The sequence below is a fragment of the Pseudomonas sp. M2(2023) genome (assembly GCF_030263955.1).
Taxonomy (GTDB): Bacteria; Pseudomonadota; Gammaproteobacteria; order Pseudomonadales; family Pseudomonadaceae; genus Aquipseudomonas; species Aquipseudomonas asiatica.
In genome coordinates this window covers 704,143-729,331 of the sequence record NZ_CP127114.1, presented here as the reverse complement: position 1 = coordinate 729,331, position 25,189 = coordinate 704,143, and the positions used below count along the sequence as shown (strand labels likewise).

Annotated in this window: 25 protein-coding genes and 5 tRNA genes; 8 read left to right on the top strand and 22 right to left on the bottom strand. The window is 62.7% G+C overall.

The window, feature by feature from the left end; translation table 11 throughout:
• Positions 1-6 precede the first annotated feature (6 nt).
• From QN085_RS03365 to QN085_RS03350, 4 genes are all read left to right on the top strand, one after another.
• On the top strand, positions 7-438 hold the full coding sequence (locus QN085_RS03365; RefSeq protein ID WP_041506273.1) for a hypothetical protein: 432 nt from the start codon (positions 7-9) through the stop codon (positions 436-438).
• Positions 439-493: 55 nt separating this feature from the next.
• Positions 494-1,123, top strand: a complete 630-nt coding sequence (locus tag QN085_RS03360) for a DUF1780 domain-containing protein (RefSeq protein WP_013970766.1) — start codon at positions 494-496, stop codon at positions 1,121-1,123.
• A gap of 133 nt (positions 1,124-1,256) precedes the next feature.
• Positions 1,257-1,430, top strand: a complete 174-nt coding sequence (locus tag QN085_RS03355) for a DUF3094 family protein (RefSeq protein WP_013970765.1) — start codon at positions 1,257-1,259, stop codon at positions 1,428-1,430.
• 84 nt (positions 1,431-1,514) lie between these two features.
• Entirely contained in the window at positions 1,515-2,810 is a 1,296-nt protein-coding gene (locus QN085_RS03350; RefSeq protein ID WP_003260618.1) for an NAD(P)/FAD-dependent oxidoreductase, read from the top strand.
• A gap of 176 nt (positions 2,811-2,986) precedes the next feature.
• Here the strand turns inward: QN085_RS03350 and QN085_RS03345 are convergent.
• The 8 genes from QN085_RS03345 to rluD form a co-directional block, all read right to left on the bottom strand.
• Positions 2,987-3,062 (bottom strand) — tRNA-Lys (locus QN085_RS03345).
• Between the two features lie 5 nt (positions 3,063-3,067).
• Positions 3,068-3,144: transfer RNA gene (locus QN085_RS03340), tRNA-Pro, on the bottom strand.
• A 47-nt stretch (positions 3,145-3,191) separates the two neighbouring features.
• A tRNA-Lys gene (locus QN085_RS03335) sits at positions 3,192-3,267 on the bottom strand.
• A gap of 6 nt (positions 3,268-3,273) precedes the next feature.
• Positions 3,274-3,350, bottom strand: a tRNA-Pro gene (locus tag QN085_RS03330).
• 4 nt (positions 3,351-3,354) lie between these two features.
• Positions 3,355-3,430: transfer RNA gene (locus QN085_RS03325), tRNA-Asn, on the bottom strand.
• Positions 3,431-3,885: 455 nt separating this feature from the next.
• Positions 3,886-6,450, bottom strand: a complete 2,565-nt coding sequence (gene clpB / locus QN085_RS03320) for an ATP-dependent chaperone ClpB (RefSeq protein ID WP_015268858.1) — start codon at positions 6,448-6,450, stop codon at positions 3,886-3,888.
• 252 nt (positions 6,451-6,702) lie between these two features.
• Positions 6,703-7,443, bottom strand: coding sequence for a peptidoglycan editing factor PgeF (pgeF, locus tag QN085_RS03315; RefSeq protein ID WP_013970763.1), 741 nt, complete (start codon positions 7,441-7,443; stop codon positions 6,703-6,705).
• Entirely contained in the window at positions 7,440-8,402 is a 963-nt protein-coding gene (gene rluD, locus QN085_RS03310) for a 23S rRNA pseudouridine(1911/1915/1917) synthase RluD (protein ID WP_015268856.1), read from the bottom strand. Before rluD ends, pgeF begins: the two co-directional genes overlap by 4 nt.
• Positions 8,403-8,549: 147 nt before the next feature.
• On the opposite strand from rluD, the gene QN085_RS03305 reads away from it, so the two are divergent.
• Both QN085_RS03305 and QN085_RS03300 read left to right on the top strand, forming a co-directional pair.
• The gene (locus QN085_RS03305) at positions 8,550-9,569 is read left to right on the top strand and encodes an outer membrane protein assembly factor BamD (protein WP_015268855.1); all 1,020 of its coding nucleotides are present in this window, start codon (positions 8,550-8,552) and stop codon (positions 9,567-9,569) included.
• Positions 9,570-9,663: 94 nt separating this feature from the next.
• Complete coding sequence (locus QN085_RS03300; RefSeq protein WP_013970760.1) at positions 9,664-9,894, top strand: PP0621 family protein; 231 nt, start codon at positions 9,664-9,666, stop codon at positions 9,892-9,894.
• A 92-nt stretch (positions 9,895-9,986) separates the two neighbouring features.
• On the opposite strand, the gene thiO is transcribed toward QN085_RS03300, so the two are convergent.
• From thiO to QN085_RS03275, 5 genes are read right to left on the bottom strand one after another with little or no spacing between them, the layout of a single operon-like run.
• A complete protein-coding gene (gene thiO / locus QN085_RS03295; RefSeq protein WP_024086214.1) occupies positions 9,987-11,084 on the bottom strand; it encodes a glycine oxidase ThiO in 1,098 nt (365 codons plus the stop codon).
• A 54-nt stretch (positions 11,085-11,138) separates the two neighbouring features.
• Positions 11,139-11,528, bottom strand: coding sequence for a type IV pilin protein (locus QN085_RS03290; RefSeq protein WP_013970758.1), 390 nt, complete (start codon positions 11,526-11,528; stop codon positions 11,139-11,141).
• A gap of 1 nt (position 11,529) precedes the next feature.
• On the bottom strand, positions 11,530-11,994 hold the full coding sequence (locus QN085_RS03285; RefSeq protein WP_023660624.1) for a hypothetical protein: 465 nt from the start codon (positions 11,992-11,994) through the stop codon (positions 11,530-11,532).
• On the bottom strand, positions 11,991-12,635 hold the full coding sequence (locus tag QN085_RS03280) for a PilW family protein (RefSeq protein ID WP_023660623.1): 645 nt from the start codon (positions 12,633-12,635) through the stop codon (positions 11,991-11,993). The genes QN085_RS03285 and QN085_RS03280 overlap by 4 nt, the downstream gene beginning before the upstream one ends.
• Entirely contained in the window at positions 12,632-12,814 is a 183-nt protein-coding gene (locus QN085_RS03275; protein WP_023660622.1) for a prepilin-type N-terminal cleavage/methylation domain-containing protein, read from the bottom strand. The genes QN085_RS03280 and QN085_RS03275 overlap by 4 nt, the downstream gene beginning before the upstream one ends.
• 109 nt (positions 12,815-12,923) lie before the next feature.
• Here QN085_RS03275 and QN085_RS03270 point away from each other — a divergent pair, with 109 nt between their 5' ends.
• Positions 12,924-13,421, top strand: a complete 498-nt coding sequence (locus tag QN085_RS03270; protein ID WP_196184193.1) for a GspH/FimT family pseudopilin — start codon at positions 12,924-12,926, stop codon at positions 13,419-13,421.
• Positions 13,422-13,500: 79 nt separating this feature from the next.
• Here the strand turns inward: QN085_RS03270 and ispH are convergent, their stop codons facing one another.
• The 6 genes from ispH to murJ all read right to left on the bottom strand — a co-directional run bounded on the left by ispH (position 13,501) and on the right by murJ (position 20,836).
• The gene (ispH, locus tag QN085_RS03265) at positions 13,501-14,448 is read right to left on the bottom strand and encodes a 4-hydroxy-3-methylbut-2-enyl diphosphate reductase (RefSeq protein WP_023660620.1); all 948 of its coding nucleotides are present in this window, start codon (positions 14,446-14,448) and stop codon (positions 13,501-13,503) included.
• Between the two features lie 14 nt (positions 14,449-14,462).
• Positions 14,463-14,900, bottom strand: coding sequence for an FKBP-type peptidyl-prolyl cis-trans isomerase (gene fkpB / locus QN085_RS03260; protein WP_003258215.1), 438 nt, complete (start codon positions 14,898-14,900; stop codon positions 14,463-14,465).
• Complete coding sequence (gene lspA, locus QN085_RS03255) at positions 14,893-15,408, bottom strand: signal peptidase II (protein ID WP_003258216.1); 516 nt, start codon at positions 15,406-15,408, stop codon at positions 14,893-14,895. The genes fkpB and lspA overlap by 8 nt, the downstream gene beginning before the upstream one ends.
• Positions 15,401-18,232: an isoleucine--tRNA ligase gene (gene ileS / locus QN085_RS03250; protein ID WP_013970751.1), complete on the bottom strand. Its 2,832-nt coding sequence runs from the start codon at positions 18,230-18,232 to the stop codon at positions 15,401-15,403. The genes lspA and ileS overlap by 8 nt, the downstream gene beginning before the upstream one ends.
• Positions 18,229-19,179 (bottom strand): bifunctional riboflavin kinase/FAD synthetase, encoded by a 951-nt coding sequence (gene ribF / locus QN085_RS03245; RefSeq protein ID WP_023660619.1) that lies wholly within the window; start codon positions 19,177-19,179, stop codon positions 18,229-18,231. The genes ileS and ribF overlap by 4 nt, the downstream gene beginning before the upstream one ends.
• A 118-nt stretch (positions 19,180-19,297) precedes the next feature.
• Positions 19,298-20,836: a murein biosynthesis integral membrane protein MurJ gene (gene murJ, locus QN085_RS03240; protein WP_013970749.1), complete on the bottom strand. Its 1,539-nt coding sequence runs from the start codon at positions 20,834-20,836 to the stop codon at positions 19,298-19,300.
• A 250-nt stretch (positions 20,837-21,086) separates the two neighbouring features.
• Between murJ and rpsT the strand changes: the two genes are divergently transcribed.
• Positions 21,087-21,365: a 30S ribosomal protein S20 gene (rpsT, locus tag QN085_RS03235; protein ID WP_003247625.1), complete on the top strand. Its 279-nt coding sequence runs from the start codon at positions 21,087-21,089 to the stop codon at positions 21,363-21,365.
• Between the two features lie 167 nt (positions 21,366-21,532).
• On the opposite strand, the gene QN085_RS03230 is transcribed toward rpsT, so the two are convergent.
• From QN085_RS03230 to QN085_RS03220, 3 genes are read right to left on the bottom strand one after another with little or no spacing between them, the layout of a single operon-like run.
• The gene (locus tag QN085_RS03230) at positions 21,533-23,833 is read right to left on the bottom strand and encodes a PqiB family protein (protein WP_013970748.1); all 2,301 of its coding nucleotides are present in this window, start codon (positions 23,831-23,833) and stop codon (positions 21,533-21,535) included.
• Positions 23,826-24,449, bottom strand: a complete 624-nt coding sequence (locus tag QN085_RS03225; protein WP_015268842.1) for a paraquat-inducible protein A — start codon at positions 24,447-24,449, stop codon at positions 23,826-23,828. Before QN085_RS03225 ends, QN085_RS03230 begins: the two co-directional genes overlap by 8 nt.
• Positions 24,436-25,095, bottom strand: a complete 660-nt coding sequence (locus tag QN085_RS03220) for a paraquat-inducible protein A (RefSeq protein ID WP_013970746.1) — start codon at positions 25,093-25,095, stop codon at positions 24,436-24,438. The genes QN085_RS03225 and QN085_RS03220 overlap by 14 nt, the downstream gene beginning before the upstream one ends.
• Positions 25,096-25,189: the final 94 nt, after the last annotated feature.

The window sequence follows — 25,189 nt, the reverse complement described above, 5'->3', positions numbered from 1 at the left end:
TTGCTCATGCCGGAAGGAATCAACCTCGCCCTGCTGATGGCAGCAGCGCTCAACGCCATCATCGGCGTACTTCACCTGGTCATCATCGCCGTCGGGCCGCGCTGGTACCGTTTGTTCGGGGCCGGCGAGCGCATGGCCGTGGCCGCCGAAAACGGACGCTGGTACCCAGGGCTGATCACCGCAGCCATCGCCTGCGTGCTGCTGGCCTGGTCGGGGTATGCGCTGTCAGCTGCCGGGGCCATCGGGCGGTTGCCCTTGCTGCTGCCGGCCATCTGCCTGATCACCTTGGTGTACCTGGCGCGCGGCCTGCTGGGGCCGATATTGCTGGCGGGCACCGGGCGCTCGCGGCGTTTCATCGTGGTCAGTTCGCTGATCTGCCTGGGGTTTGGCCTGGTGCACCTGCTTGGGGTGGTGCAGCAATGGCCAATACTGGGCTGATTTCTGCGCACAAACAGCATCTTATCGTCATCGATTAGCAGCTAAGCTTGTCTGCATGGATGACTCAGACTACCTGCGCCTGCTTACCATCCAGGCGGAACAAGCCAATGCCTTTCTCTCCAACGCCCGCAAGTGGGAGCGGGAGCGTTGGGTGTGCCAACGCCTGTTGCAGGGGCTGAACATCCCCTATCGCAGCGAGGACTTCACCCCGGCCGGGCAAGAACCGCCAGACGTGCTGTTCCGCGACGCGGCGTTCGAGGTGTTTTTCGTGCTCGACGAGGGCCGCCGGCTCAACGATGAATGGCGCGAAGAACTGCAGCGCCGTCGCAGTGCGTTTTCCCTGGCGCAACTGGTGCGCCGCGAAGCGCGCCCGCGGCGCATCAGTGCCACCGAGCTGCTGGGGCGGCTGGCGCCAACCTTGCGCAAGAAGGCGCACAACTACCGGGAACGCGGGCTGGAACTGAACGAGCTGGATATCATTGCCTTCGCCAGCCTCAAGCGCGAAGTGCTCGACCTCAATACCCATTTCCCGCCGCCCACCGAATACCTGCGCCAGGGCTGGCGCTCGCTGTCACTGGTCGGACCGACATTTGCCCGGGTGCTGTTCGCCCACCCCGATGCGCCGGACTTCCTGCGCGGCAACCTGGGCCGCAGCATTGTGTTCGACGTGGGCATCAGTCTTTGATCCACTGCAGCGAGTGTTTGCGATGGCGTACACTCGGCGCCAGAGATAGAAAGCCTTATCATTTGTTTCAAGCGCTTGCGTGAACGCTGTAGCGTTTACGCAGTCCCAAACGTCTACCTGACGAGGCCCCACCATGACCAGCCGCCTGAATCCGGAAGATCAGCGTCGTGTCGATGAGTATCTGCGAGCCCCCCAGCACCAAGTCGAGCGCAGGCCCTTCCGGCCGTGGCTGCTCCTTGTGCTGGTGGTGGCCGTGACCATCGGGTTGGGTCTCATCAGCCGCCTGCTCAGTGGACTGGTGCTATGAGCTGCTTCGCGCTCGCCCTCCCCTCGTGCAGTTTGCGGCCGGCCCCCGGGGCCACGAATTCCGTAAACCTTATGAGATATCCCCATGACTCATCGCATCGTGATTGTCGGCGGCGGCGCCGGCGGCCTGGAACTGGCGACCCGCCTGGGTAAAAGCCTGGGCAAGCGCAAGCAGGCCGAGATCACCCTGGTCGACGCCAACCTCACGCACATCTGGAAGCCTCTGCTGCACGAAGTGGCCGCCGGCTCGCTGAACTCCTCGGAAGACGAACTGAACTACGTGGCCCAGGCCAAGTGGAACCACTTCAACTTCCAGTTGGGGCGCATGAGCGGCCTGGACCGTGAAGGCAAACAGATTCAACTAGCCGCCACCCTCGACGAAGAGGGCCGCGAGCTGCTGCCTGCGCGCACCTTGGGCTACGACACCCTGGTCATTGCCGTGGGTTCCAACACCAACGACTTCGGCACCTTGGGCGCGGCGCAGCACTGCCTGTTCCTCGACACCCGCAAGCAGGCCGAGCGTTTCCACCAGCAGTTGCTCAACCACTATCTGCGCGCCCACGCCGGTGACGTGGCGAGCGAGAAGATCAGCGTGGCCATCGTCGGCGCCGGTGCCACCGGAGTGGAACTGGCAGCCGAGCTGCATCACGCGGCCCACGAACTGGCGGCCTATGGCCTGGACCGCATCCAGCCCAAGGACATGCACATCACCATTATCGAGGCCGGCCCGCGCGTACTGCCGGCGCTGCCAGAGCGCATCAGCGTGCCGGTGCACAAGACCCTGGAAAAGCTCGGGGTGAAGGTGATGACCAATGCCGCCGTCAGTGAAGTGACCGAGGATGGCCTGAAAACCAAAGACGGTGAAGTGATCCAGGCCAGTTTGAAAGTGTGGGCGGCTGGTATCCGTGCGCCGGCGTTCCTCAAGGACATCGATGGCCTGGAAACCAACCGCATCAACCAGCTGGTGGTGCGCCCTACCCTGCAAACCACGCGCGATGACAACATCTTTGCCTTCGGTGACTGCGCCGCCTGCCCGCAACCGGGTAGCGACCGCAACGTGCCGCCACGTGCCCAGGCGGCGCACCAGCAGGCTTCGATGCTGGCGCAGAGTTTGAAGGCGCGGCTGGAGAACAAGGCGCTGCCGACCTATGAGTACAAGGACTACGGTTCGCTGGTGTCGCTGTCGCGCTTCTCGGCGGTGGGCAACCTGATGGGTAACCTGATGGGCAGCGTGAAGCTGGAGGGCTGGCTGGCGCGGATGTTCTACGTGTCGCTGTACCGGATGCACCAGATGGCGTTGTACGGGTTCTTCCGTACGGCGTTGATGATGCTGGGTAGCAAGATTGGCCGGGGTACCGAGCCGCGCCTGAAACTGCACTGACAGACACCAGCATGCCCTGTGGGAGCGGGTTTACCCGCGAATGCGATGGTGAACCTGCTGCCGCATTCGCGGGTGAACCCGCTCCCACACAGGGCTGTGTGGGCCCAAGAGCGCATTCTTGTGGGATAAATTCAACGCAAAAAAAGGGCATCTCATGCGAGATGCCCTTTTTTTCATGGTGGGTCGTGTAGGATTCGAACCTACGACCAATTGGTTAAAAGCCAACTGCTCTACCAACTGAGCTAACGACCCGGAAATGGTCGGGGTGAGGGGATTCGAACTCCTGACATCCTGCTCCCAAAGCAGGCGCGCTACCGGACTGCGCTACACCCCGTGATACTTAAAGAAAAAGGGCATCTCGCTTGAGATGCCCTTTTTACATGGTGGGTCGTGTAGGATTCGAACCTACGACCAATTGGTTAAAAGCCAACTGCTCTACCAACTGAGCTAACGACCCGGAAAATGGTCGGGGTGAGGGGATTCGAACTCCTGACATCCTGCTCCCAAAGCAGGCGCGCTACCGGACTGCGCTACACCCCGAGATTGGCTCCGCGACCTGGACTCGAACCAGGGACCCAATGATTAACAGTCATTTGCTCTACCGACTGAGCTATCGCGGAACTGAACTTCGGTACATCTTTACAGCTTCGAAGCTTGTGGTAGCTTCGGTCTCTTTGGCTATCCGCTTTCGCGTTGCAGCTGCTGAGGCCGGCTATTCTACATTCTTCGTTTTGCTTGTCAACCACTTTTTTTCATTCAACTTACTGATTTGTAAGTTGTTTTGCGGTCACCGGTGTTGCTGGTGATTCGCTTAGTGCCTGACAACGCGGCGTATATTAGGGGCACCCGATTTTAGATGCAAGCAAAAATTTCAAAAATTTCAGCTAGTTATCCAGGAAGCCGGAAAGGCCCGGATTTGCTGGGGCTGTGAGGGCCTCTTCGCGGGTAAACCCGCTCCCACAGGTACTGCACAGGCCTTTGAGCTGTAGGTAATCCTGTGGGAGCGGGTTTACCCGCGAAGGGGCCGGCACAGGCAAAAAAAGCCCCGCTGATGCGGGGCTCATGGTTAAACAGATCAGCCGAAGACGATTTCGTCGCCTTCCACCTTGGCGGTAATCGCCGTGCCTGGCATGAACTTGCCTGCCAGGATCAACTGCGCCAGCGGGTTCTCGATCCAGCGCTGGATCGCACGCTTCAGTGGCCGTGCGCCGTATACCGGGTCGTAACCCACGGCAATCAGCTTGTCCAATGCCTCCGGGCTCAGGCTCAGCGACAGTTCGCGCTCCAGCAGACGGCTGCGCAGGCGGCCCAGCTGGATTTCAGTAATGCCGGCAATCTGCTCGCGGCCCAGTGGCTCGAACACCACCACTTCGTCGATACGGTTGATGAATTCCGGACGGAAATGCGAACCCACCGCATCCATCACCGCCGCACGCTGTGCCTCGCGGTCACCCACCAGTTCCTGGATCTGCGCCGAGCCCAGGTTGGAGGTCATCACGATCACGGTGTTGCGGAAGTCCACGGTGCGCCCGTGGCTGTCGGTCAGGCGGCCATCTTCCAGCACCTGCAGCAGCACGTTGAACACATCCGGGTGGGCCTTCTCCACCTCGTCCAGCAGCACCACCGAGTATGGCTTGCGCCGTACCGCCTCGGTCAGGTAACCGCCCTCTTCATACCCCACATAGCCTGGTGGGGCACCGATCAGGCGAGCCACGGAATGCTTCTCCATGAACTCGGACATGTCGATGCGCACCATTGCCTCTTCGGTGTCGAACAGGAACTCGGCCAGCGCCTTGCACAGCTCGGTCTTGCCCACCCCGGTCGGGCCGAGGAACAGGAACGAACCACTCGGCCGGTTCGGGTCGGACAGCCCGGCACGCGAACGGCGCACCGCGTTGGCTACGGCGGTTACCGCCTCGTTCTGGCCGATCACACGCTGGTGCAGCAGCTCTTCCATCTTCAGCAGCTTTTCACGCTCGCCTTCGAGCATCTTGGCCACCGGGATACCGGTCCACTTCGAGACCACTTCGGCAATTTCTTCCTCGGTCACCTTGTTACGCAGCAACTGGTTTTCGGTCTTGCCGTGCTGGTCGACCATCTGCAGGCTGCGCTCCAGGTCCGGGATCACCCCGTACTGCAGCTCGGCCATGCGGCTCAGGTCGCCTTTGCGACGGGCGGTCTCCAGCTCCTGGCGGGCCTGCTCGATCTTTTGCTGGATCTGCGCCGAGCCCTGTACTTCGGCCTTCTCGGAAGCCCAGATTTCTTCCAGGTCGGCGTATTCCCGCTCCAACCGGTCGATTTCCTCGGTCAGCTTCTCCAGGCGTTTTTTCGCCGCTTCGTCTTCTTCCTTCTTCAGCGCCTGCGACTCCACCTTCAGCTGGATCAGGCGACGGTCGAGGCGGTCGAGCACTTCCGGCTTGGAGTCGATCTCCATGCGGATGCGGCTGGCCGCTTCGTCGATCAGGTCAATGGCCTTGTCCGGCAGCTGACGGTCGGTGATGTAGCGGTGGCTGAGCTTGGCCGCAGCAATGATGGCGCCGTCGGTGATGGCCACCTTGTGGTGCACTTCATAGCGCTCTTTCAGGCCACGCAGGATGGCGATGGTGTCTTCCTCGCTCGGCTCCTCGACCAGCACCTTCTGGAAGCGGCGCTCCAGGGCAGCATCCTTCTCGATGAACTGGCGGTACTCGTTCAGCGTGGTGGCGCCAACGCAGTGCAGCTCGCCACGAGCCAGGGCCGGCTTGAGCATGTTGCCGGCGTCCATGGCGCCCTCGCCCTTGCCGGCGCCGACCATGGTGTGCAGTTCGTCGATGAACAGGATGATCTGGCCTTCCTGCTTGGACAGCTCGTTCAGCAGGCCTTTGAGGCGTTCTTCGAACTCGCCGCGGTACTTGGCACCGGCAATCAGCGCGCCCATGTCCAGCGCCAGCAGGCGCTTGCCCTTCAGGCCGTCCGGCACTTCACCATTGATGATGCGCTGGGCCAGGCCTTCGGCGATGGCGGTTTTACCTACGCCAGGCTCACCGATCAGCACCGGGTTGTTCTTTGTACGGCGTTGCAGCACCTGTACGGTACGGCGAATTTCGTCGTCACGGCCAATCACCGGGTCCAGCTTGCCCTCTTCGGCACGCTTGGTCAGGTCGACGGTGTACTTGTCCAGCGCCTGGCGCGATTCCTCGGCGTTGGCGTCATTGACGGCCGCACCGCCACGCAGGTTGTTGATGGCGTTTTCCAGGGCCTTCTTGCTCACGCCCTGGCTCAACAACAGCTTGCCGAGCTTGCTGTTCTCGTCCATGGCAGCCAGCAACACCAGTTCGCTGGAAATGAACTGGTCGCCCTTCTGCTGGGCCAGGCGGTCGGCCTGGTTGAGCAGGCGCGCCAGGTCCTGCGACATGTTCACGTCGCCGGTGGGGTTCTGGATTTTCGGCAGCTGGTCGAGTTCTTTCACCAGTGCCTGGCGCAGGCTGTTGATGTCGAAGCCTACCTGCATCAGCAGCGGCTTGATCGAGCCGCCCTGCTGCTCGAGCAATGCCTGCAAAAGGTGCACCGGCTCGATGGCAGGGTGATCCATGCCAACCGCCAGGGATTGGGCATCGGATATCGCAAGCTGCAGCTTGCTGGTCAAACGGTCTATTCGCATGGGGATACCTTCCTTTTAAAGGGCAGGTCGGAGCGATGGACAGCGCCTGTTTGTGAAGAAACCTGCCTGAGATGACCTTATAGATAAGGCTGATTCTGGAAGATTCAAGCGTAGCGGGGTTGACCAGGATCAACCTGTTGGATTAGTGCTGGGCCATTCGCGGGCATGCCCGCCCCCACAAGTACTGCTCCGCTCTCAGGGCCTGTGATTATCCTGTGGGGGCGGGTTCACCCGCGAAAAGGCCGATGCAGGCTAGCGCGGTTCCAGCCACACAAGGGAAGCAAAACGCCCCCCCTGCGGAGTACGGCGATAGGAGAAGAACCGCTCGTCGCTGACCGTGCACAAGCCACCGCCATGAACAGCAGTCACCCCACGCGCCGCCAAACGAATACGCGCCAGCTCATAGATGTCGGCCATCAACTTGCCCGGCCGGGCACCATCGACAAAGGCCCTGGCCGCTTCCGGGTGCACCGCCGTAAAGGCATCACGCACTTCCAGCCCCACTTCGAACGCCTGTGGGCCAATCGCCGGGCCCAGCCACACCAGCACCTCTTCGGGTGGCAGTGCCAGGCGATCCAAGGTGGCCTCCAGCACACCACCGGCCAACCCGCGCCATCCAGCATGCGCGGCCGCCACGCGGGTACCGGCCCGGTCGCAGAACAGCGCTGGCAGGCAATCGGCAGTCATCACGGTGCAGGCAATGCCAGGCTGATCGGTCCAGCTGGCGTCGGCCTCGGCCACCACGGCCGGGTCGGCATTTGCCACCACCAGCCCATGCACCTGCTTGAGCCAGGCCGGCTGGATGGCGAATTCGTCGCTCAGGCGACGACGGTTCTCGGCCACCGCGACAGGGTCGTCCCCAACATGGTCGCCAAGGTTGAAGGTTTCATAGGGCGGCAGGCTGATGCCGCCCTGGCGAGTGGTGACACAGGCGCGCACCGAGGCCGGGGCCGGCCAGTCGGGGAACAGCAGCGACTGAGTCAGGCCACTCATCCGATAAAGCTCTCGCGGTCCTGGTTCAGCAGCGACAGCAACCAGACGAAGTCGTCCGGCAGCGGCGATTCCCATTCCATGCGCTCACCGGTGGTCGGGTGTACCAGCGCCAGGAAGCGTGCGTGCAGGGCCTGACGCGGGAAGGTTTTCACCGCCTCGACCATGGTCGGGCTGGCTGCCGGCGGGATGCGGAAGCGGCCGCCGTAGGTCTGGTCGCCGACCAGCGGGTAGCCGACATGAGCCATGTGCACGCGGATCTGGTGGGTACGGCCGGTTTCCAGCTTCACCCGCACATGGGTGTGCGAGCGGAAGCGCTTGAGCACACGGTAGTGGCTGATCGCAGGCTTGCCGCCGTCGGTGACTGCCATGCGCTGGCGCATGCCGCCGTGGCGACCGATGGGCGCGTCGATCTTGCCACCGGCAGTCACCACACCAACCACGATGCATTCATAAATGCGGCTGACCGAGCGCTTTTGCAGCTGGTCGACCAGGTTGGTCTGCGCCTGCAGGGTCTTGGCCACCACCATCAGGCCGGTGGTGTCCTTGTCCAGGCGGTGCACGATGCCGGCGCGCGGCACGTTGATGATGTCGGGCACATGGTGCAGCAGCGCGTTCAGCAAGGTGCCGCTGGCATGCCCGGCAGCCGGGTGCACAACCAGGCCGGCAGGCTTGTTGATCACCAGGATCTGGTCGTCTTCATAGACGATGTCCAGCGCGATGTCCTCGGCCTCCCACTCGCCCTGGGCCTCTTGCTCGGCCTCCAGGGCCAGCACGGCGCCACCATGGACGGTGTCACGCGGGCGCAGGACCGCGCCATCGACCGTCAGGCGGCCTTCTTTGATCCAGGTAGTCAGCCGCGAGCGCGAATACTCGTCGAACAATTGGGCGGCGACCTGGTCGAGGCGTTGACCGCCCAGTTCGGACGGGACCTCTGCGCTAAGTTGAATGATCTCGGACATGCTCGATTCGGCGGGCGCACAGCCTTTGGTTTCGGCTGCGAGCTTGTGGTTAAATACGGCTTCTTTTGTCCCGGGGTTGGCCGGGGCGCTCATCATAACAGGACGGCACCGCCCAAGACAGCGGCCGTCAAAGGGACGCAAGCCGCCATGCAAGTGAAACACCTGCTGCTGATCGCCATCCTCGGGCTCACCGCGGCCTGTTCCTCCAATAAAGAAGTGATCGACGAGAACCTCAGCGAGGCCGAGCTGTATCAGCAGGCGCAAGCTGACCTGGACAACTCCAGCTACACCAGCGCCGTGAACAAGCTCAAGGCCCTGGAGTCGCGCTACCCGTTCGGCCGCTATGCCGACCAGGCGCAGCTCGAGCTGATCTACGCCAACTACAAGAACTCCGAGCCCGAGGCTGCCAAGTCGGCTGCCGAGCGCTTCATCCGCCTGCACCCGCAGCACCCGAACGTCGACTACGCCTACTACCTCAAGGGCCTGACCTCGTTCGACCAGGACCGTGGCCTGGTGGCGCGCTTCCTGCCGCTGGACATGACCAAGCGTGACCCGGGTGCTGCCCGCGACTCGTACAACGAGTTCGCCCAGCTGACCAGCCGCTTCCCCAACAGCCGCTACGCCCCCGATGCCAAGCAGCGCATGATCTACCTGCGCAACCTGCTGGCGTCGTACGAAATCCATGTGGCCGACTACTACCTGAGCCGCCAGGCCTATGTAGCCGCTGCCAACCGTGGCCGCTACGTGGTGGAGAACTTCCAGGAAACCCCATCGGTCGGCGACGGCCTGGCGGTGATGGTCGAGGCGTACCAGAAGATGCACCTGGACGAACTGGCCGCCACCAGCCTGGAAACCCTCAAACTCAACTACCCGGACCACCCGAGCCTGGTAGATGGCGAGTTCCAGCCAAAGCAGACCGAGTCTGACGGCCGCGGCTGGCTGTCCAAGGCGACCCTGGGCCTGATCGAAACCGACACCCCGCTGCCACCGGGTGAAACCCGCGCCAACCAGGACGTGGTCAAGCAGTTCCAGGATGCACGTGACGAGATGCCGCGTGAGCTGCTGCCAACTGACGAGAACGGTGACCCGATCGTGCCGGAAGGGCCGAAGGAAGCCGAGAAGGACCGTTCCTGGTTCAGCTACATGACCTTTGGTCTGTTCGACTGATACGTAGCGGTACATGAAAGGGAGGCCCTGGGCCTCCCTTTTTTATTGGCCGCGTCCTAGACTGTCGGCTTCTTCAACCGACAAGCTGGACACCATGGTTCGCCTACTTTTCTGGATCGCCCTGATCGCCGCCGCGTTCTGGCTGTGGCGCAAGTTCAAAGCCAGCCAACAGTCGCACCCCGAGGCCAAGCTGGATGCGCCGCTGAAGATGGTGCGCTGCGCCCATTGCGGCGTGCACCTGCCCAATGACCGGGCGCTGCAGCAGGGCAACGAGTGGTATTGCAGCCAGGCGCACCTGCAGCAGGGGCCAGGCCGCCAAGACTGAATTCAAATCTCCACTGGCTTCTTCGCGGGTAAACCCGCTCCCACAGGGATCGCACAGTTTTCGAAACCTGTGCTCTACCCGCGAAGAGGCCCTCAGCCCAGCCGCCCGGCTGGCGCATACGGCGCCGGGTCAATGATCGGCTCTACCCCGGTCAACAGGTCGGCAAACAGCTGGCACGAAGCCGGCGCCAGCACCAGCCCGTTGCGGTAATGCCCGCAGTTCAACCACAACCCCGCATGCCCCGGCACCGGCCCGATATACGGAATACCTTCCGGCGACCCCGGCCGCAGCCCGGCCCAGTGCGCCACCACCGTGGCCCCCTCGAGCTCAGGCAGCAACTCCACCGCCGAGGCCTTCAGGCTCTCCAACGCCTCCTCGGTCGGGGTCTTGTCGTACCCGGCATGCTCCAGCGTGCTACCCACCAGAATATGCCCGTCACGCCGCGGGATCGCATAGCGCCCCTTGGCCAGCACCATGCTCGGCAGGAAGTCTTCGGCACATTTGAACAAAATCATCTGGCCCTTCACCGGCTCCACCGGCAGCTCCAGGCCGAGCGTACGCAGCAGGTCGCCACTCCACGCGCCAGCACTGAGCACCACCTCATCCGCCGCCAGAACGCCGTCTGCCGTCTGCACCCCGGTCACGCGACCGCCCTGCTGGACAAAACCGGTAACCTGGCAGTGCTCACGCAAGGTCACGTTGGGCAACGCCAGCAACGCCGCCTTGAGCGACTTCACCAGGCGCGGGTTGCGCACGTTGGCCACGCCGGCCATGTAGATGGCACGCTTGAAGCCCGGGCCCAGCACCGGCACCGCGTCATAGGCCGCCGAAATATCCACGGCACTCAGCGGCCGCTGCTCACGCTCGGCCCAGGCCAGCGCTTCGGCCTCGTCGTCCAGGTCGAGCCAGTACAGGCCGGTGGTGTGCACTTCGGGGTCGACGCCGGTGCTGGCGAACAAACGCTCGCCCAGCTGCGGATAAAAGTCTTGCGACCAGTGTGCCAGGGCGGTCACGGCCGGGCTGTAGCGCCACGGGTACAGCGGCGAGACGATGCCACCGCCAGCCCAGGACGACTCGCGGCCGACTTCCCCCTGATCGCACACCACCACCTGCCCGACCTTCGCCGCCAGGTTGAATGCCGTCAGCAGGCCAATCACTCCGCCGCCGACCACCACTACTTGCTTGCTCATCTGTCGATCCAACACCTGAAGTAAATCCGCGATGCACCGGGCATCATTCAATCTTCAGCTTCCCCAGCAATGCACGCTGTCTTCGACGGCACCCGGATTGCGCTGCACGCCGGCCTGGTCGAGCTGGAAATCGCCACAGCGGTCCTGCGCCATCAGCCCGCTCGGCAGCCGCCGGGCGCGCAGCGTGAAGGTGTCGCTGTCGCGCTGGGCCTGCAGGCTGTAATAGCGGGTACCGTCGGGCAACGCCGGGTCGCCCTCGGCGTATTGGCCAGTGCGTACGCGGTGGCGCTCCAGGCGCAGGGCGGCATCATGCAGCAGGCCAACCACTTCGCTGCGCGCGGCTCGCCGTAGCTGGTCGCTGTAACTGGGGTAGGCAATGGCTGCCAGAATGCCGGTCACGGCCAGCACAATCAACAACTCGATCAGGCTCAAGCCTTGCTGCATGTCAGTCTCCTCGCAATCTCTGCCGCCAGGCAATGCGCCGGGTTGTGTCGCCGGTCATGGCGTAGACCGCTTCCAGCACATGCCGTGACTGGGTTTGCAGGCTGACGGCGGTGACGCGGTACAGGGTGACATGCTGCCCTTCCGGCATATGCGCCGCGTGTTCGCTGGTACCCAGATTCTGCAAATGGAAATAGCCGGTTCGCGTGCGCTGCCACTGCCCGCTCAGGTCATGCGGTCGAGCGGGTGGCGGGCACGCCTCGCAAGGGTCGGGGGGAGCCCGCTCGAGCTCGCCTGCCCCTGCCAGCAGCGTGGCCTCGGCCTGCTCCAGCGCCAGCAGGCCTTCGCTCAGGTAGCCGGTCATTCGCGTTTGCACCAGCGCATTACGCAGGGCAGACGCCGCAAACAGCCCAAGCAGCAGGCTCAGGACCAAGGCCAACAACAGGACTATGCCACGCTGACGATTCATGAGGCCGGCACCGGGTTGCGGATTGCGACGCTCAGTTCATGGTGCTGTTCAAGTTCGAGCGTGGGTTCGTAAAGCGTCAGGGCAATATCCACCCCCTCACCCTGTGCCATTTGCACACGCTGGAAACGTATTGAGCGCACATTTTCAACCAGCGGCTGGAAGTTGCTTTTGTTGCGTTTAAATCTCAGCGTATTGCCCTGGAGTTGGTAGACATATCTGCTGATGGGGTAAACCTGTGGGTAGCCCTCCTTCAACTCATCGTCCACAGACACTTTGCTATTACAGTCCGTGTGCAGGAACCACTGCGGGCCCCCGGCTTGCCCAGGTAACTCCGCAACGACCAAGCTAAGGGTGGATGCTTCGACTTCCATCGGCCGGGCGAATGCGTGCTCTGCGCTCGAACTGCCGAAGTGCTTTGGCCGCAGTCGCAGGCAGCCGAACATCCCGGTCATGCGGATATCCTGGGCCATTCGCAGCAATGCCAGGCGTGCCTCATCCTGCATGCGTACTGCCGTGCTTTGCAGCCGCCAGGTATGGTGGGCCGAGGCGAATAGCTGGCTGGCCGCCGCCAACAGCAGCAACCCGATGGTCAGCGCCAGCATCACCTCAAGCAAGCCGAAACCACGCTGGCCGCGACTCATGGCCGCCCCCTTTCATGCTCACTGTGCACCGCCATTGCCGCCTGTCCATCGCGGCGCGCGTTCTCCGCAGCCTGCAATGCCTGCAGTTGCAGGCCTGCCGCTGCGAACATACCCACAGCCACCACTACCACCGCCAATAACACTTCCAGAAGCGTCATGCCCCGCTGTCTTGCGTGCATCCCTGCACCTCCTGCGACTTTTCCTGCAATTGCATTGAACCCGGGCGACTGGACCGCCGGTCCAACGACCGTGAAGCTACAGCCAAGCACTTCCAGGGAGGAATGCACGGTGAAGCAACGAGGTGTAACACTGATACAAATGTTGTCGGCCCTGGCTGTGGCCGTATTGCTGACACAGCTCGGCATGCCGGCCTACGCCAGATTGAGCGACGACCTACACAGGGCGGCAGCTGCGCGTGACTTGGCGCAGGCACTGCGCAGTGCGCGCAGCCATGCCATGTTGCAAAGCCAGCCGGTGCTGGTGCAGGCGTTGGACGGTAACTGGGGGAATGGTTGGCAGGTGATGCTGGAGCATAACGGGCAGGTGCTGCGCGAGCAGCGTCTTTCACGGCCGCTGAAGATCACGAGCAATCGCGGTGAGCAGCTGAAATTCAGTTCGCAGGGTGTTCCGCTTGGGGCCAACGGTAATTGGTTAGGTTCAACGATGGAGATTTGCGAGCGCTTGACCGCAACTAGCCAGTATCAAGTTGTGATGGCATCGACTGGCAGGGTCAACGTACAGATGGGAGAGCCAAAAAAATCCCGATGCAAAGACACCTCCAGCTAGCATACGTGGTCGTTGTGGGAGCGGCCCTTTCGCGACACAAGGCCGCTCCCACATGAAACAACACCAGGTGGGTGCCGTTTCAGATCAGCGACCGAACCCGCAGCTCCTTGGGCATGGAGAAGGTGATGTTCTCTTCCCGCCCATCCAGCTCTTCAGCACCGCTGGCGCCCCAGGCTTTGAGCTGCTCGATCACGCCACGCACCAGAACTTCGGGAGCCGAAGCGCCAGCGGTGATGCCGACCCGCGCCGTCTGGTCGAACCAGCCACGCTGCAGGTCCTCGGCACCGTCGATCAGGTAGGCCGGGGTGCCCATGCGCTCGGCCAGCTCGCGCAGGCGGTTGGAGTTGGAGCTGTTCGGGCTGCCGACCACCAGTACCACGTCGCACTCGTCCGCCAGTTGCTTGACCGCGTCCTGGCGGTTCTGGGTGGCGTAGCAGATGTCATCCTTGCGCGGGCCGCCAATGTTCGGGAAGCGCGCACGCAGGGCGTCGATCACGCGGCTGGTGTCGTCCATCGACAGCGTGGTCTGGGTGACGAACGCCAGGTGGTCCGGGTCCTTCACCTGCAGGTTGGCAACATCCTCCTCGTCTTCGACGAGGTAGATGGCGCCACCGTTGCTGGCGTCGTACTGGCCCATGGTGCCTTCGACCTCCGGATGCCCTTCGTGGCCGATGAGAATGCACTCACGGCCGTCGCGGCTGTACTTGGCCACTTCGATGTGCACCTTGGTCACCAGCGGGCAGGTGGCATCGAACACTTTCAGGCCACGGCCAGCAGCTTCCTGGCGCACGGCCTGGGAAACCCCGTGGGCACTGAAGATGACGATGACGTCGTCCGGTACCTGGTCCAGCTCTTCGACAAAGATAGCGCCACGGTTGCGCAGGTCTTCCACCACGAACTTGTTGTGCACCACTTCGTGACGCACATAGATCGGCGGGCCGAAGACTTCCAGCGCGCGGTTGACGATCTCGATCGCCCGGTCGACCCCCGCGCAGAAGCCGCGAGGGTTGGCGAGTTTGATTTGCATGCTCGGCTCCAGGCTTACAGGGCCTTCACCTCGAGGATCTCCACCTCGAAGGTCAGGGTCTTGCCAGCCAATGGGTGATTGAAGTCGATGGTCACCTGGTCGTCATCGAACGCTTTGACCACACCCGGCAGCTCGGTGTTGGCGGCGTCGTTGAAGATGATCAACAGCCCTTCGGACAACTCCATGCCCTCGAACTGAGACCGTGGCATGACTTGCACGTTCTGCGGGTTTGGCTGGCCGAATGCGTTCTCCGGGGCCACCACGACGGTACGCTTGTCGCCACCCTTGAAGCCGAACAGGGCGTTCTCGAACCCTGGCAGCAGGTTGCCATCGCCAACCTTGAAGGTGGCCGGGGCCTTGTCGAACGTGCTGTCGACGGTGTCGCCGTTTTCCAGGTGCAGCGCGAAGTGCAGGGTGACTTCGGTGTTCTGGCCGATACGGGTGTCAGTCATGGACCGGATCCTCGGACTTCTTGCTCTTGAACATATCCAGCGCCAGCATCACCGCACCAACGGTGATGGCGCTGTCGGCCAGGTTGAAGGCCGGGAAGTAATGGCGGTTCTGCCAGTGCACCAGGATGAAGTCGACCACATGGCCGAGCACGACGCGGTCGTACAGGTTGCCGATCGCGCCACCCAGCACCAGCGCCAGCGCCACGGCCAGCCAGGTCTCGTTGCGCCCCAGGCGCTTGAGCCACACTACCAGCACGGCACTGACCACCACGGCGATCAGGGCGAACAGCCAGCGCTGCCAGCCGGAGCTTTCAGCCAGGAAGCTGAACGCCGCGCCGGTGTTGTAGGCCAGGGTCCAGCTGAAGTAGTCAGGGATGACGACAACCTGCTGGTACATGGTCAGGGCATTGTTGAAATACAGCTTGGTGGCCTGGTCGAGGACCAGTACCACCAGGCTCAGCCAAAGCCATGCAAGGCGCCCGAAGCGCCCCGCTACAGGGTTAGGCATAGTGGCGCACCTCGCCGGAACCGCTCAGGTTGTCGACGCAACGGCCGCAGATTTCCGGGTGCTCCGGGTGGCTGCCGACGTCGGCGCGGAAGTGCCAGCAACGGCCGCACTTGGTGTGGCCGGACTTGACCACTTGCAGCTTGAGGCCTTCGACTTCGGTGGCCACCGCTTCGGCCGGCGCTTGCGCGAATGGCACCACGCTGGCAGCCGAGGTGATCAGCACGAAGCGCAGTTCGTCGCCCAGCTTGCCCAGGTCGGCGCTCAGGCCTTCGTCGGCGTACAGGGTGACTTCGGCCTGCAGGTTGCCGCCGATGACCTTGGCGGTACGCTGGTTTTCCAGCTCCTTGTTGACCGATGCCTTGACGGCCATCACGCGGTCCCAGTAGGCGCGGTCCAGTTCGGTACCTACCGGCAGCTCGCTCAGGCCTTCGTACCAGCCGTTGAGCATTACCGACTCGTTGCGCTCGCCTGGCAGGTACTGCCAGATTTCGTCGGCCGTAAACGCCAGGATCGGCGCGATCCAGCGCACCAGCGCCTCGCTGATGTGGTAGAGCGCGGTCTGGCAGGAACGGCGAGCGACACTGTTGGCGCCGGTGGTGTACTGGCGGTCCTTGATGATGTCGAGGTAGAAGCCGCCCAGTTCCTGCACGCAGAAGTTGTGCACCTTGGAGTAGACGTTCCAGAAACGGTACTCGCTGTAGTGCTCTTCCAGCTCGCGTTGCAGCAGCAGGGTGCGGTCAACCGCCCAGCGGTCCAGCGCCAGCATGTCTTCCGGGGCCAGCAAATCGCGGGCCGGGTCGAAGCCGGACAGGTTGGAGAGCAGGAAGCGTGCAGTGTTGCGGATACGGCGGTAGGCGTCGGCGCTGCGCTGCAGGATTTGCTCGGAAACGGCCATTTCACCGGAATAGTCGGTAGCGGCAACCCACAGGCGCAGGATATCGGCACCCAGGGTGTTGTTGACCTTTTCTGGCTCGATGGTGTTGCCCAGCGACTTGGACATCTTGCGGCCGTTCTCGTCCACGGTGAAGCCGTGGGTCAGAAGCTCGCGGTACGGCGCGTGGCCGTCGATGGCGCAACCGGTCAGCAAGGACGAGTGGAACCAGCCGCGGTGCTGGTCGGAACCTTCCAGGTACAGGTCGGCACGCGGGCCGGTGGCGTGGCCAATGTCATGCGAGCCACGCAGCACGTGCCAGTGGGTGGTACCCGAGTCGAACCACACGTCGAGGGTGTCGGTGATCTTGTCGTACTGCTCGGCTTCAGCGCCCAGCAGTTCGGCGGCGTCCAGCTTGAACCAGGCCTCGATGCCTTCCTGTTCGACGCGCTTGGCCACTGCTTCCATCAGCTCGACGGTGCGTGGGTGCAGCTCGCCGGTCTGCTTGTGCAGGAAGAACGGGATCGGTACACCCCAGTTGCGCTGACGGGAGATGCACCAGTCCGGGCGGTTGGCGATCATCGAATGCAGGCGCGCCTGGCCCCAGGCCGGGACGAACTTGGTGTCTTCGATGGCTTTAAGTGCGCGCTCACGCAGCGGCTCGCCGGTGGTCGGCTGCTTGTCCATACCCACGAACCACTGCGCGGTGGCGCGGTAGATCAGCGGGGTCTTGTGGCGCCAGCAGTGCATGTAGCTGTGGCTGATGGTTTCGGTGTGCATCAGCGCGCCGACTTCGCTCAGCTTCTCGACGATGGCCGGGTTGGCCTTCCAGATGAACTGGCCGCCGAAGAATGGCAGCGAGTCCACATACACGCCGTTGCTCTGCACCGGGGTGAGGATGTCGTCGTTGACCATGCCGTAGCGCTTGCAGGTGACGAAGTCGTCTTCACCGTAGGCTGGCGAGGAGTGCACCACGCCGGTACCGGCGCCCAGTTCGACGTAGTCAGCCAGGTAGATTGGCGACAGGCGGTCATAGAACGGGTGGCGGAAGTTGATCAGTTCCAGTGCCGAACCCTGGGCGGTGGCAATGACCGAGCCTTCCAGGCTGTAGCGCTTGAGGCACGACTCGACCAACTCTTCGGCCAGAACCAGCAGACGCTCGCCGGTGTCGACCAGGGCGTACTTGAACTCCGGGTGGATGTTCAGCGCCTGGTTGGCCGGGATAGTCCACGGGGTGGTGGTCCAGATCACGATGGCAGCCGGCTTGGCCAGCGAAGCCAGACCGAAGGCAGCAGCCAGCTTGGCGTCATCGGCTACCGGGAAGGCAACGTCGATGGTCTGCGATTTCTTGTCGGCGTACTCGACTTCGGCCTCGGCCAGGGCCGAACCGCAATCGAAGCACCAGTTCACAGGCTTCAGGCCCTTGAACACGAAGCCTTGCTTGACCATCTCGGCCAGGGCGCGGATTTCGCCGGCCTCGTTGGCAAAGTTCATGGTCTTGTACGGGTTGTCCCAGTCACCCAGCACGCCCAGGCGGATGAACTCGGTCTTCTGCCCTTCGATCTGCTCGGCGGCGTACTCGCGGCACAGCTCGCGAGTGCGGTCGGCGGACAGATGCTTGCCGTGGGTGACCTCGACCTTGTGCTCGATCGGCAGGCCATGGCAGTCCCAGCCCGGCACATACGGCGCATCGAAGCCGGCCAGGGTCTTGGAACGGACGATCATGTCCTTGAGGATCTTGTTCAGCGCATGACCGATGTGAATCTTGCCGTTGGCATAGGGCGGGCCGTCGTGCAGGACGAACTTGGGACGATCCTTGCCAATTTCGCGCAGCTTCTGGTACAGGCCAATGCTGTCCCAGCGCTGCAGGATCTGCGGTTCGCGCTGAGGCAGGCCGGCCTTCATGGGGAAGGCGGTGTCCGGAAGGTTAAGCGTGGCTTTGTAGTCGGTCATTTCAGGCTCTTCGTTAGCGGTTGAGCGTGCCAATGTGCACGTGCGGCGGCGATATCCGCATCGATCGCCGACTTCAGCGCCTCCAGGGAGGCGAATCGCTGCTCTTCTCGCAGCTTGTGGTGGAACTCCACCGTCAGGCGCCGGCCGTAAAGGTCGCCGGCATAGTCCAGCAGATGAATCTCCAGGTGCGGGCGCCCATCACCGGCAACGGTGGGGCGCACGCCGATATTGCCGACACCCGGCCAGGCCTTGCCGTCGATTTCGATGCTGGCCAGGTAGACCCCGGACAGCGGCACGCGGCGGCGCTTGAGCTGAATGTTGGCGGTAGGTGTGCCGAGCTGGCGGGCCAGCTTCTGGCCATGCAGCACGCGGCCGCTGATGCGGTACGGGCGGCCCAGCAGGTGCTCGGCCAGCTCGAAGTTGCCTTCGGACAGGGCCTTGCGCACTTCGGTGCTGCTGACCCGCAGGCCGTCCTGGATCACCGTGTTGGCAGCCTCGACGGTGAAGCCGTACTGCTTGCCGGCCTCGACCAGGAAAGCGAAGTCGCCGGCGCGGTCGCAGCCGAAGCGGAAGTCATCGCCCACTTCGAGGTGGCGTACACCCAGGCCGTCGACCAGGATGGCCTTGACGAAGGCATCGGCGCCGAGCTTGCTCAGGCGCTGGTTGAATGCCAGGCACAGCACCCGGTCGATACCCTCGGCCGCCAGCAGCTCGATCTTGTCGCGCAGCCGGGCCAGGCGGGCCGGCGCGGTGTCGGGGGCGAAATACTCGCGTGGTTGCGGTTCGAAGATGACCACGCAGGTCGGCAGGCCCAAGGCCTGGCCGCGCTCGCGCAGGCGCGCCAGGATAGCCTGGTGGCCGCGGTGAACCCCGTCGAAGTTGCCAATGGTGGCGACACAGCCCCGGTGCTCGGGGCGCAGGTTGTGAAGACCTCGAACCAGCTGCATAACGCGCTTCTTGCTCATAAAGTGGCCGATTATAACCACACCCGGGCGCCGGTGACAGGCAGCAGCGCCCAAGGGCGGCGTGGAATTCGAAAAACCGACGCCTGACCCGCCCGATGCCTCAGTGCAAGGCCTTGCGGGCGAAATGCCGAGGCCGGAAGCCGCACAGGTACAGGCAGCCGAAATAGGTCACGACGCCCGCCAGTACCAAAGCCCCCAGGCGCACCAGGCGCTCGAGCATGTTGCCCTGTTCCCAGGCCGGCAAATAATGCATGCCGGCCAGCAACACCGCCGACATCAGCCCCACCGCCAGCACCAGCTTGAGCAGGAATATCGCCCAGCCTGGTTGCGGCTGGAACAGCTGCTGACTGCGCAGTTTCCAGAACAGCAGGCCGGCGTTCAGGCAGGCCCCCAGGCTGATCGCCAGGGCCAGGCCGGCATGCGCGAGCGGCCCGATCAGGGCCAGGTTGAACAGTTGGGTGCAGACCAGGGTGAATACCGCGATCTTCACCGGTGTACGGATATTCTGCTGCGCGTAGAAGCCGGGTGCCAGCACCTTGACCAGAATGATCGCCAGCAAGCCCACGGAATAGGCGATCAGCGCCTTCTGGGTCATGGCTGCGTCGACGGCAGTGAACTTGCCGTACTGGAACAGCGCCACGGTCAGTGGCTCGGCGAGAATGGCCAGGGCCAGGGTGCATGGCAGCACCAGCAGGAAGCACAGGCGCAGGCCCCAGTCGAGGATCCGCGAGTATTCCTCGCGGTCCTTGTTGGCGTAGGTCTTGGCCAGGGTCGGCAGCAGTATGGTGCCCAGGGCCACGCCCAGTACGCCGGAAGGCAGCTCCATGAGGCGGTCGGCGTAGTACATCCACGACACCGAGCCGGCTACCAGGAAGGAGGCGAAGATGGTGTTGATGATCAGCGAGATCTGGCTCACCGACACCCCGAGGATCGCTGGCAGCATCTGCTTGAGCACCCGCCACACGCCGGTATCGCGCAGGTTCAGGCGTGGCAGCACGAGCATGCCGATCTTCTTCAGCGCTGGCAGCTGGTACAGCAACTGTGCCAGGCCACCGGCCAGCACGCCCCATGCCAGGGCCATGATGGGCGGGTCGAAATACGGCGTGAGCAGCACGGCGAAGGCAATCATCGCCACATTCAGCAAGGTCGGGGTAAAGGCCGGCACCGAGAAACGGTTCCAGGTATTGAGGATTGCCCCGGCCAGGGAGGACAGCGAGATCAGCAATATATAAGGAAAAGTCACCCGCAACAGGGCGGTGGTCAGTTCGTACTTTTCGGCACTGTCGACAAAGCCTGGTGCGGTCGCCCACACCACCCATGGCGCCGCCAGGATGCCGATGGCGGTCACCAGCGCCAGAACCAAGGTCAGCAGGCCACTGACATAGGCGACGAAGGTGCGGGTCGCCTCCTCGCCTTGCTGGGTCTTGTATTCGGCCAGGATCGGTACGAAGGCCTGGGAAAACGCGCCCTCGGCGAAGATGCGCCGCAGCAGGTTGGGCAGCTTGAAGGCGATGAAGAAAGCATCGGTGGCGATGCCGGCGCCGAAAACACGCGCCAGGATGGTGTCGCGGACAAAGCCTAGCACCCGGGAAATCATGGTGATCGAGCTTACCGCAGCCAGGGATTTGAGCAGGTTCATCGAAAAGATTCACGCCAAGGGCAGAGGACGCTGCCAGACAGCGTCCGAATGTGCGATACTCCCGCGCCTTCGCAGGGGAGCCAAAAATTCCCGAGTTTACAGGTCGCGCAGCAGAAAGGAATATTTCCCTCTTGTTGGCGCACCGCTCGGCGGAACCTTGCAGGTGGCCTTGACATCCGTTCGACTGATCGGCATGATTCGCGGCCTATTTTGTTTGCTATTTACCTAAAGTCTTTCGAGGAGCTCGACGGTGGCCAACACACCTTCCGCCAAGAAACGTGCAAAACAGGCTGAGAAGCGTCGCAGCCACAACGCCAGCCTGCGTTCCATGGTCCGCACCTACATCAAGAATGTAGTCAAGGCCATCGACGCAAAAGACGCCGAAAAAGCGCAAGCCGCTTACGTTCTGGCTGTGCCTGTAATCGACCGTATGGCCGACAAGGGCATCATCCACAAGAACAAGGCTGCTCGTCACAAAGGCCGTCTGAATGGCCACATCAAGGCGCTGAAAGAAGCTGCAGCTGCCTAAGCGACGCGCTAGTCGAAAAACCGACCCTAGGGTCGGTTTTTTGTTGCCTGCGATTTGACGGGCTTGCCTGGATAACCTGATCCGGCCTCATCACCGGCAAGCCATGCGCGGTCCCTGTGGGAGCTGGCTTGCCGGCGAGGGGCCGCAAAGCGGCCCCTTCTGCAATCTTACTTGGCAATCTGAATCTTCGGCGCCCACTGCAGCCATTCATCCTCGGCCTTGTCGAACAAGGCGAACGTCTGCTGCGGCCGTGCCGGGTTGCCCATCTGCTCGCCATCCGGCGTGGCGAAGGCGATACCGCCGTCGATCATGGTCTCCACCGACTCGGTACGCACCGTAACCCCCTTGACCAGCCCCCAGTCGAAACCGAAGCCGCTGCTGTTCCAGAAGCGGCTGCCGCTGCGCACCAGGGCCGCATAGCGCGGCTCGATCAGGATATGGATCAATACGCGGTCAGCGCTCTGGCCCAGCTCGAAGCCCGTCACCTTGCCCACCGCAACCTCACGATAGGTCACCGGCACGCCCGGCTTGATCGAGCCACGGCGCGGGGCGCTCAGCGTCAACGGCAGCCCGACTTCAGGCCCTGCCACCTGCGGGGCGTCGGCCAAGGCGATGAAATCGCGCTGCGGGCCACGGTCCTTGGCAGCCGGCTGCACTTCCAGGTACTGCCCGCCCACCAGGGTGTCGAGGTTCTGCGTGCGCACCAGGCCAAAGGCTGGCTTGACCACCCAGAACTGCGTACCGACGCGGGCGATACGGTCCGCCGCTTCGGTAATGCGCGCCCGCAGCAGCACCGCCTGCAAGTCATCGGTCAGGTCGACGCTCTCGACGCTACCCACATCCAGGCCGCGGAAGCGAATCGCCGTGCCAGGCTTGAGGCCGTCGGCACGGTCCACACGAATGGTGATCAACGTACCCGCGCGGTTGACCGCCTCCTGGCTGTCATGCAGGCGGAAGCGTGGGATGTGTCGTTTGAGCGGCACATCAGGCCGTGGCGTATCGAACGCGATACCACCAGCCATCAGGGTCTGCAGTGATTCACTCTTGATCTTGATGCCCGACAGGCCGCCCGTCAGGGTGATGCCACTGACATTCCAGAAGCGCGACGAACCGTTGACCAGCTTTTCGTATTCCTTCTCGATATGCACTCCGATCAGGATGCGATTGCTGTTGCGGGCGAACTGGTAGCTCTGCACGCTACCCACCTTCACCTGGCGGTACATGACCGGGCTACCGACTTCCAGCGAACCCAGGGTGTCGGCGAACAGCACCATGTGCAGGCCTGGTGCCTTGAGGTCGAGCGGCGGCGCCTTGGCGCGGGCTTCGAACTCACGCTCGGGCCGCGCCCCTTTCTCACCAGGGCGAATGGCAATGTAGTTACCCTTGACCAGCGCCTCCAAGCCAGTGATACCCGCCAGGGAAATTGACGGTTTGACCACCCAGAACTGCGTGCCCTCGACCAGATAATCCTCGGCCAACGGGTCCAGCGTAAGCTCGGCCGAGGCACTGGCCAGGTTGTCTGCCATTGTCAGGGCTTTCAGCGAGCCTACCTGGATGCCCTTGTACATGACCGGTGTACGGCCCGCCTGCAGGCCCTCGTAATCGCTCAATTTCACCTTCACCCGGATACCGGCCTGGGCCGCATCGAAGTCCTCATACAGACGGAACGGCAGGTTCGAGTCGGTGGGTGGACTGTCCTTGCGGTGTTCCGGCGTGGCAAAGGCGATACCACCGGCGACAATGCTCGACAGCGATTCGCTACGCACTTTCACGCCCGAGAGCGAGGCATCGATGCTGACGCCGCTGGCATTCCAGAAACGCGTGTGCTTGCGCACCAGGCTGGCATAGGCCGGCTCGATGAAGACCTTTATCTCGACAGTGCTCTGGTCCTCGGACAGGCGGTAGCTTTTAACCCGGCCAACCTGGATCTGCTTGTAGAACACCGGGCTGTCACGGTTGAGCGACCCAAGCCGCTCAGCCTTGAGGGTAAGGTGCAGGCCCGGCTCGGTGTCCGACAGCGGCGGCGCAACCTTCAAGGCAGTAAAACGCTTGGTGCGCTCCCCCTCCCCTGGGCTGACGGCGATGTAGTTGCCTGACACCAGAGTTTCCAGGCCGGAAATACCCGCCAGGCTGACGCTCGGCTTCACCAGCCAGAAACGCGTGCCTTTGGTCAGATGCGGCTCGGCAGCCTTGTTCATCTCGATGGTGGCGATCACCCCCTGGTTCTCACCCTTGGCGTCGAGCACCAGGCTCTTGACCTTGCCAACCGGCATGCCCTTGTAGATCACCTCGGTCTTGTTGGCGACGATACCCTCACCCGACTCGAAGCGGACCTCAATTTCCACACCGGCATCACGGTAAGCCTGCCAAGCAAGCCAGCCACCGATCATCAAGGCGATCAAAGGCAGGATCCATATGGCCGACCAGTTCGAGGCTGGGCGGGTTTTAGCCGTTGGCAGGTCACTCATGGTCGTCATCCGACTCCGTGTTATCCCAAATCAGTCGGGGATCGAAAGTTAAAGCGGCAAGCATTGTCAGGATCACCACAGTTGCAAAGGCGACAGCGCCCAGGTTGGCTTCGACACTGGCTATTCGGCCGAAATTCACCACCGCCACCAGGATGGCGATGACAAAGATATCGAGCATGGACCAGCGCCCAATGAATTCGATGAAGCGGTACATCAATATCCGTTGCCGTGCCGAAAGCGGCTGACGGCGCTGAACGGAGTACAACAGCAAGCCGATGCCCACCAGTTTGAACGTGGGCACCAGGATACTGGCAATGAACACCACGGCAGCAATGGGCACCATGCCATGCTTGAGCAAGGTGATGACACCGGACATGATCGTGTCGGGGCTGCCTTGGCCCAGGGTGCTCACGGTCATGATCGGCAGCATGTTGGCCGGGATGTACAGGATCGACGCGGCAATCAGCAGCGCCCAGGTACGCGCGATGCTGTTCGGCCGACGGGCATGCACGATGGCACCGCAGCGTGTACAGGTTTGTGAAGTGCTGTCTGGCTGTTGCCGGTTCAGCTCGTGACATTCATTGCAGACAAGAATGCCTGCATCAATCGCCCGCATGCAGGTCCTCCCCTGATAGCGCACTCCAGATCTGATGCGGTGACATCACCACCTCGAGCCACACCTGGATCAATAACAGGCTGATGAAGCAGAACAGCCCCAGGCCTACCGTCAGCTCGGCCAGGTCCACCAGCTTGACGATGGCTACCAGCACGCCCATGAAATAGACCTCGAGCATGCCCCAGTCACGCAAGTGGTGATAGATGCGGTAGAACAGCAGGCCGAAACTACGCCCCACGTTCAGACGGATACTCAAGAGCACGACCAGCTGACAGAGCAGTTTTGCCAGAGGGATGGCCATGCTGCACAAGAAAACCACGACGGCCACACCGCGCATTTCCGAGTTGTACAGGCCCAGCACGCCGCTCCAGACAGTATCGTCCGATGTCTGGCCAAGCAGGTGCAGCTGCATGATCGGCAGGAAATTGGCAGGCACAAACAGCAGCAAGGCGGTGAGCACCAGGGCCAGGCTGCGGTTGACCACATTGTGCCGATGGGCGTACAGCTCATAGCCGCAGCGCGGGCATTGGGCTTTCTCATCATGCTGGAGCACGGGCTTGCGCAGCAGCAGGTCACATTCGTGACAGGCGACAAGCTCGTCCAACGGCAACTGGGCCAGGGTTTCAGGTTCGACAGGATTGGGCATATAGCGCTTCTGAATAGGTGCGTGGGCCTATTCTAGTGTTCTGGCTCGAATTGTGGGAGGCGACGATTGAACGGTGACCAGTGCGGGCGAGTCG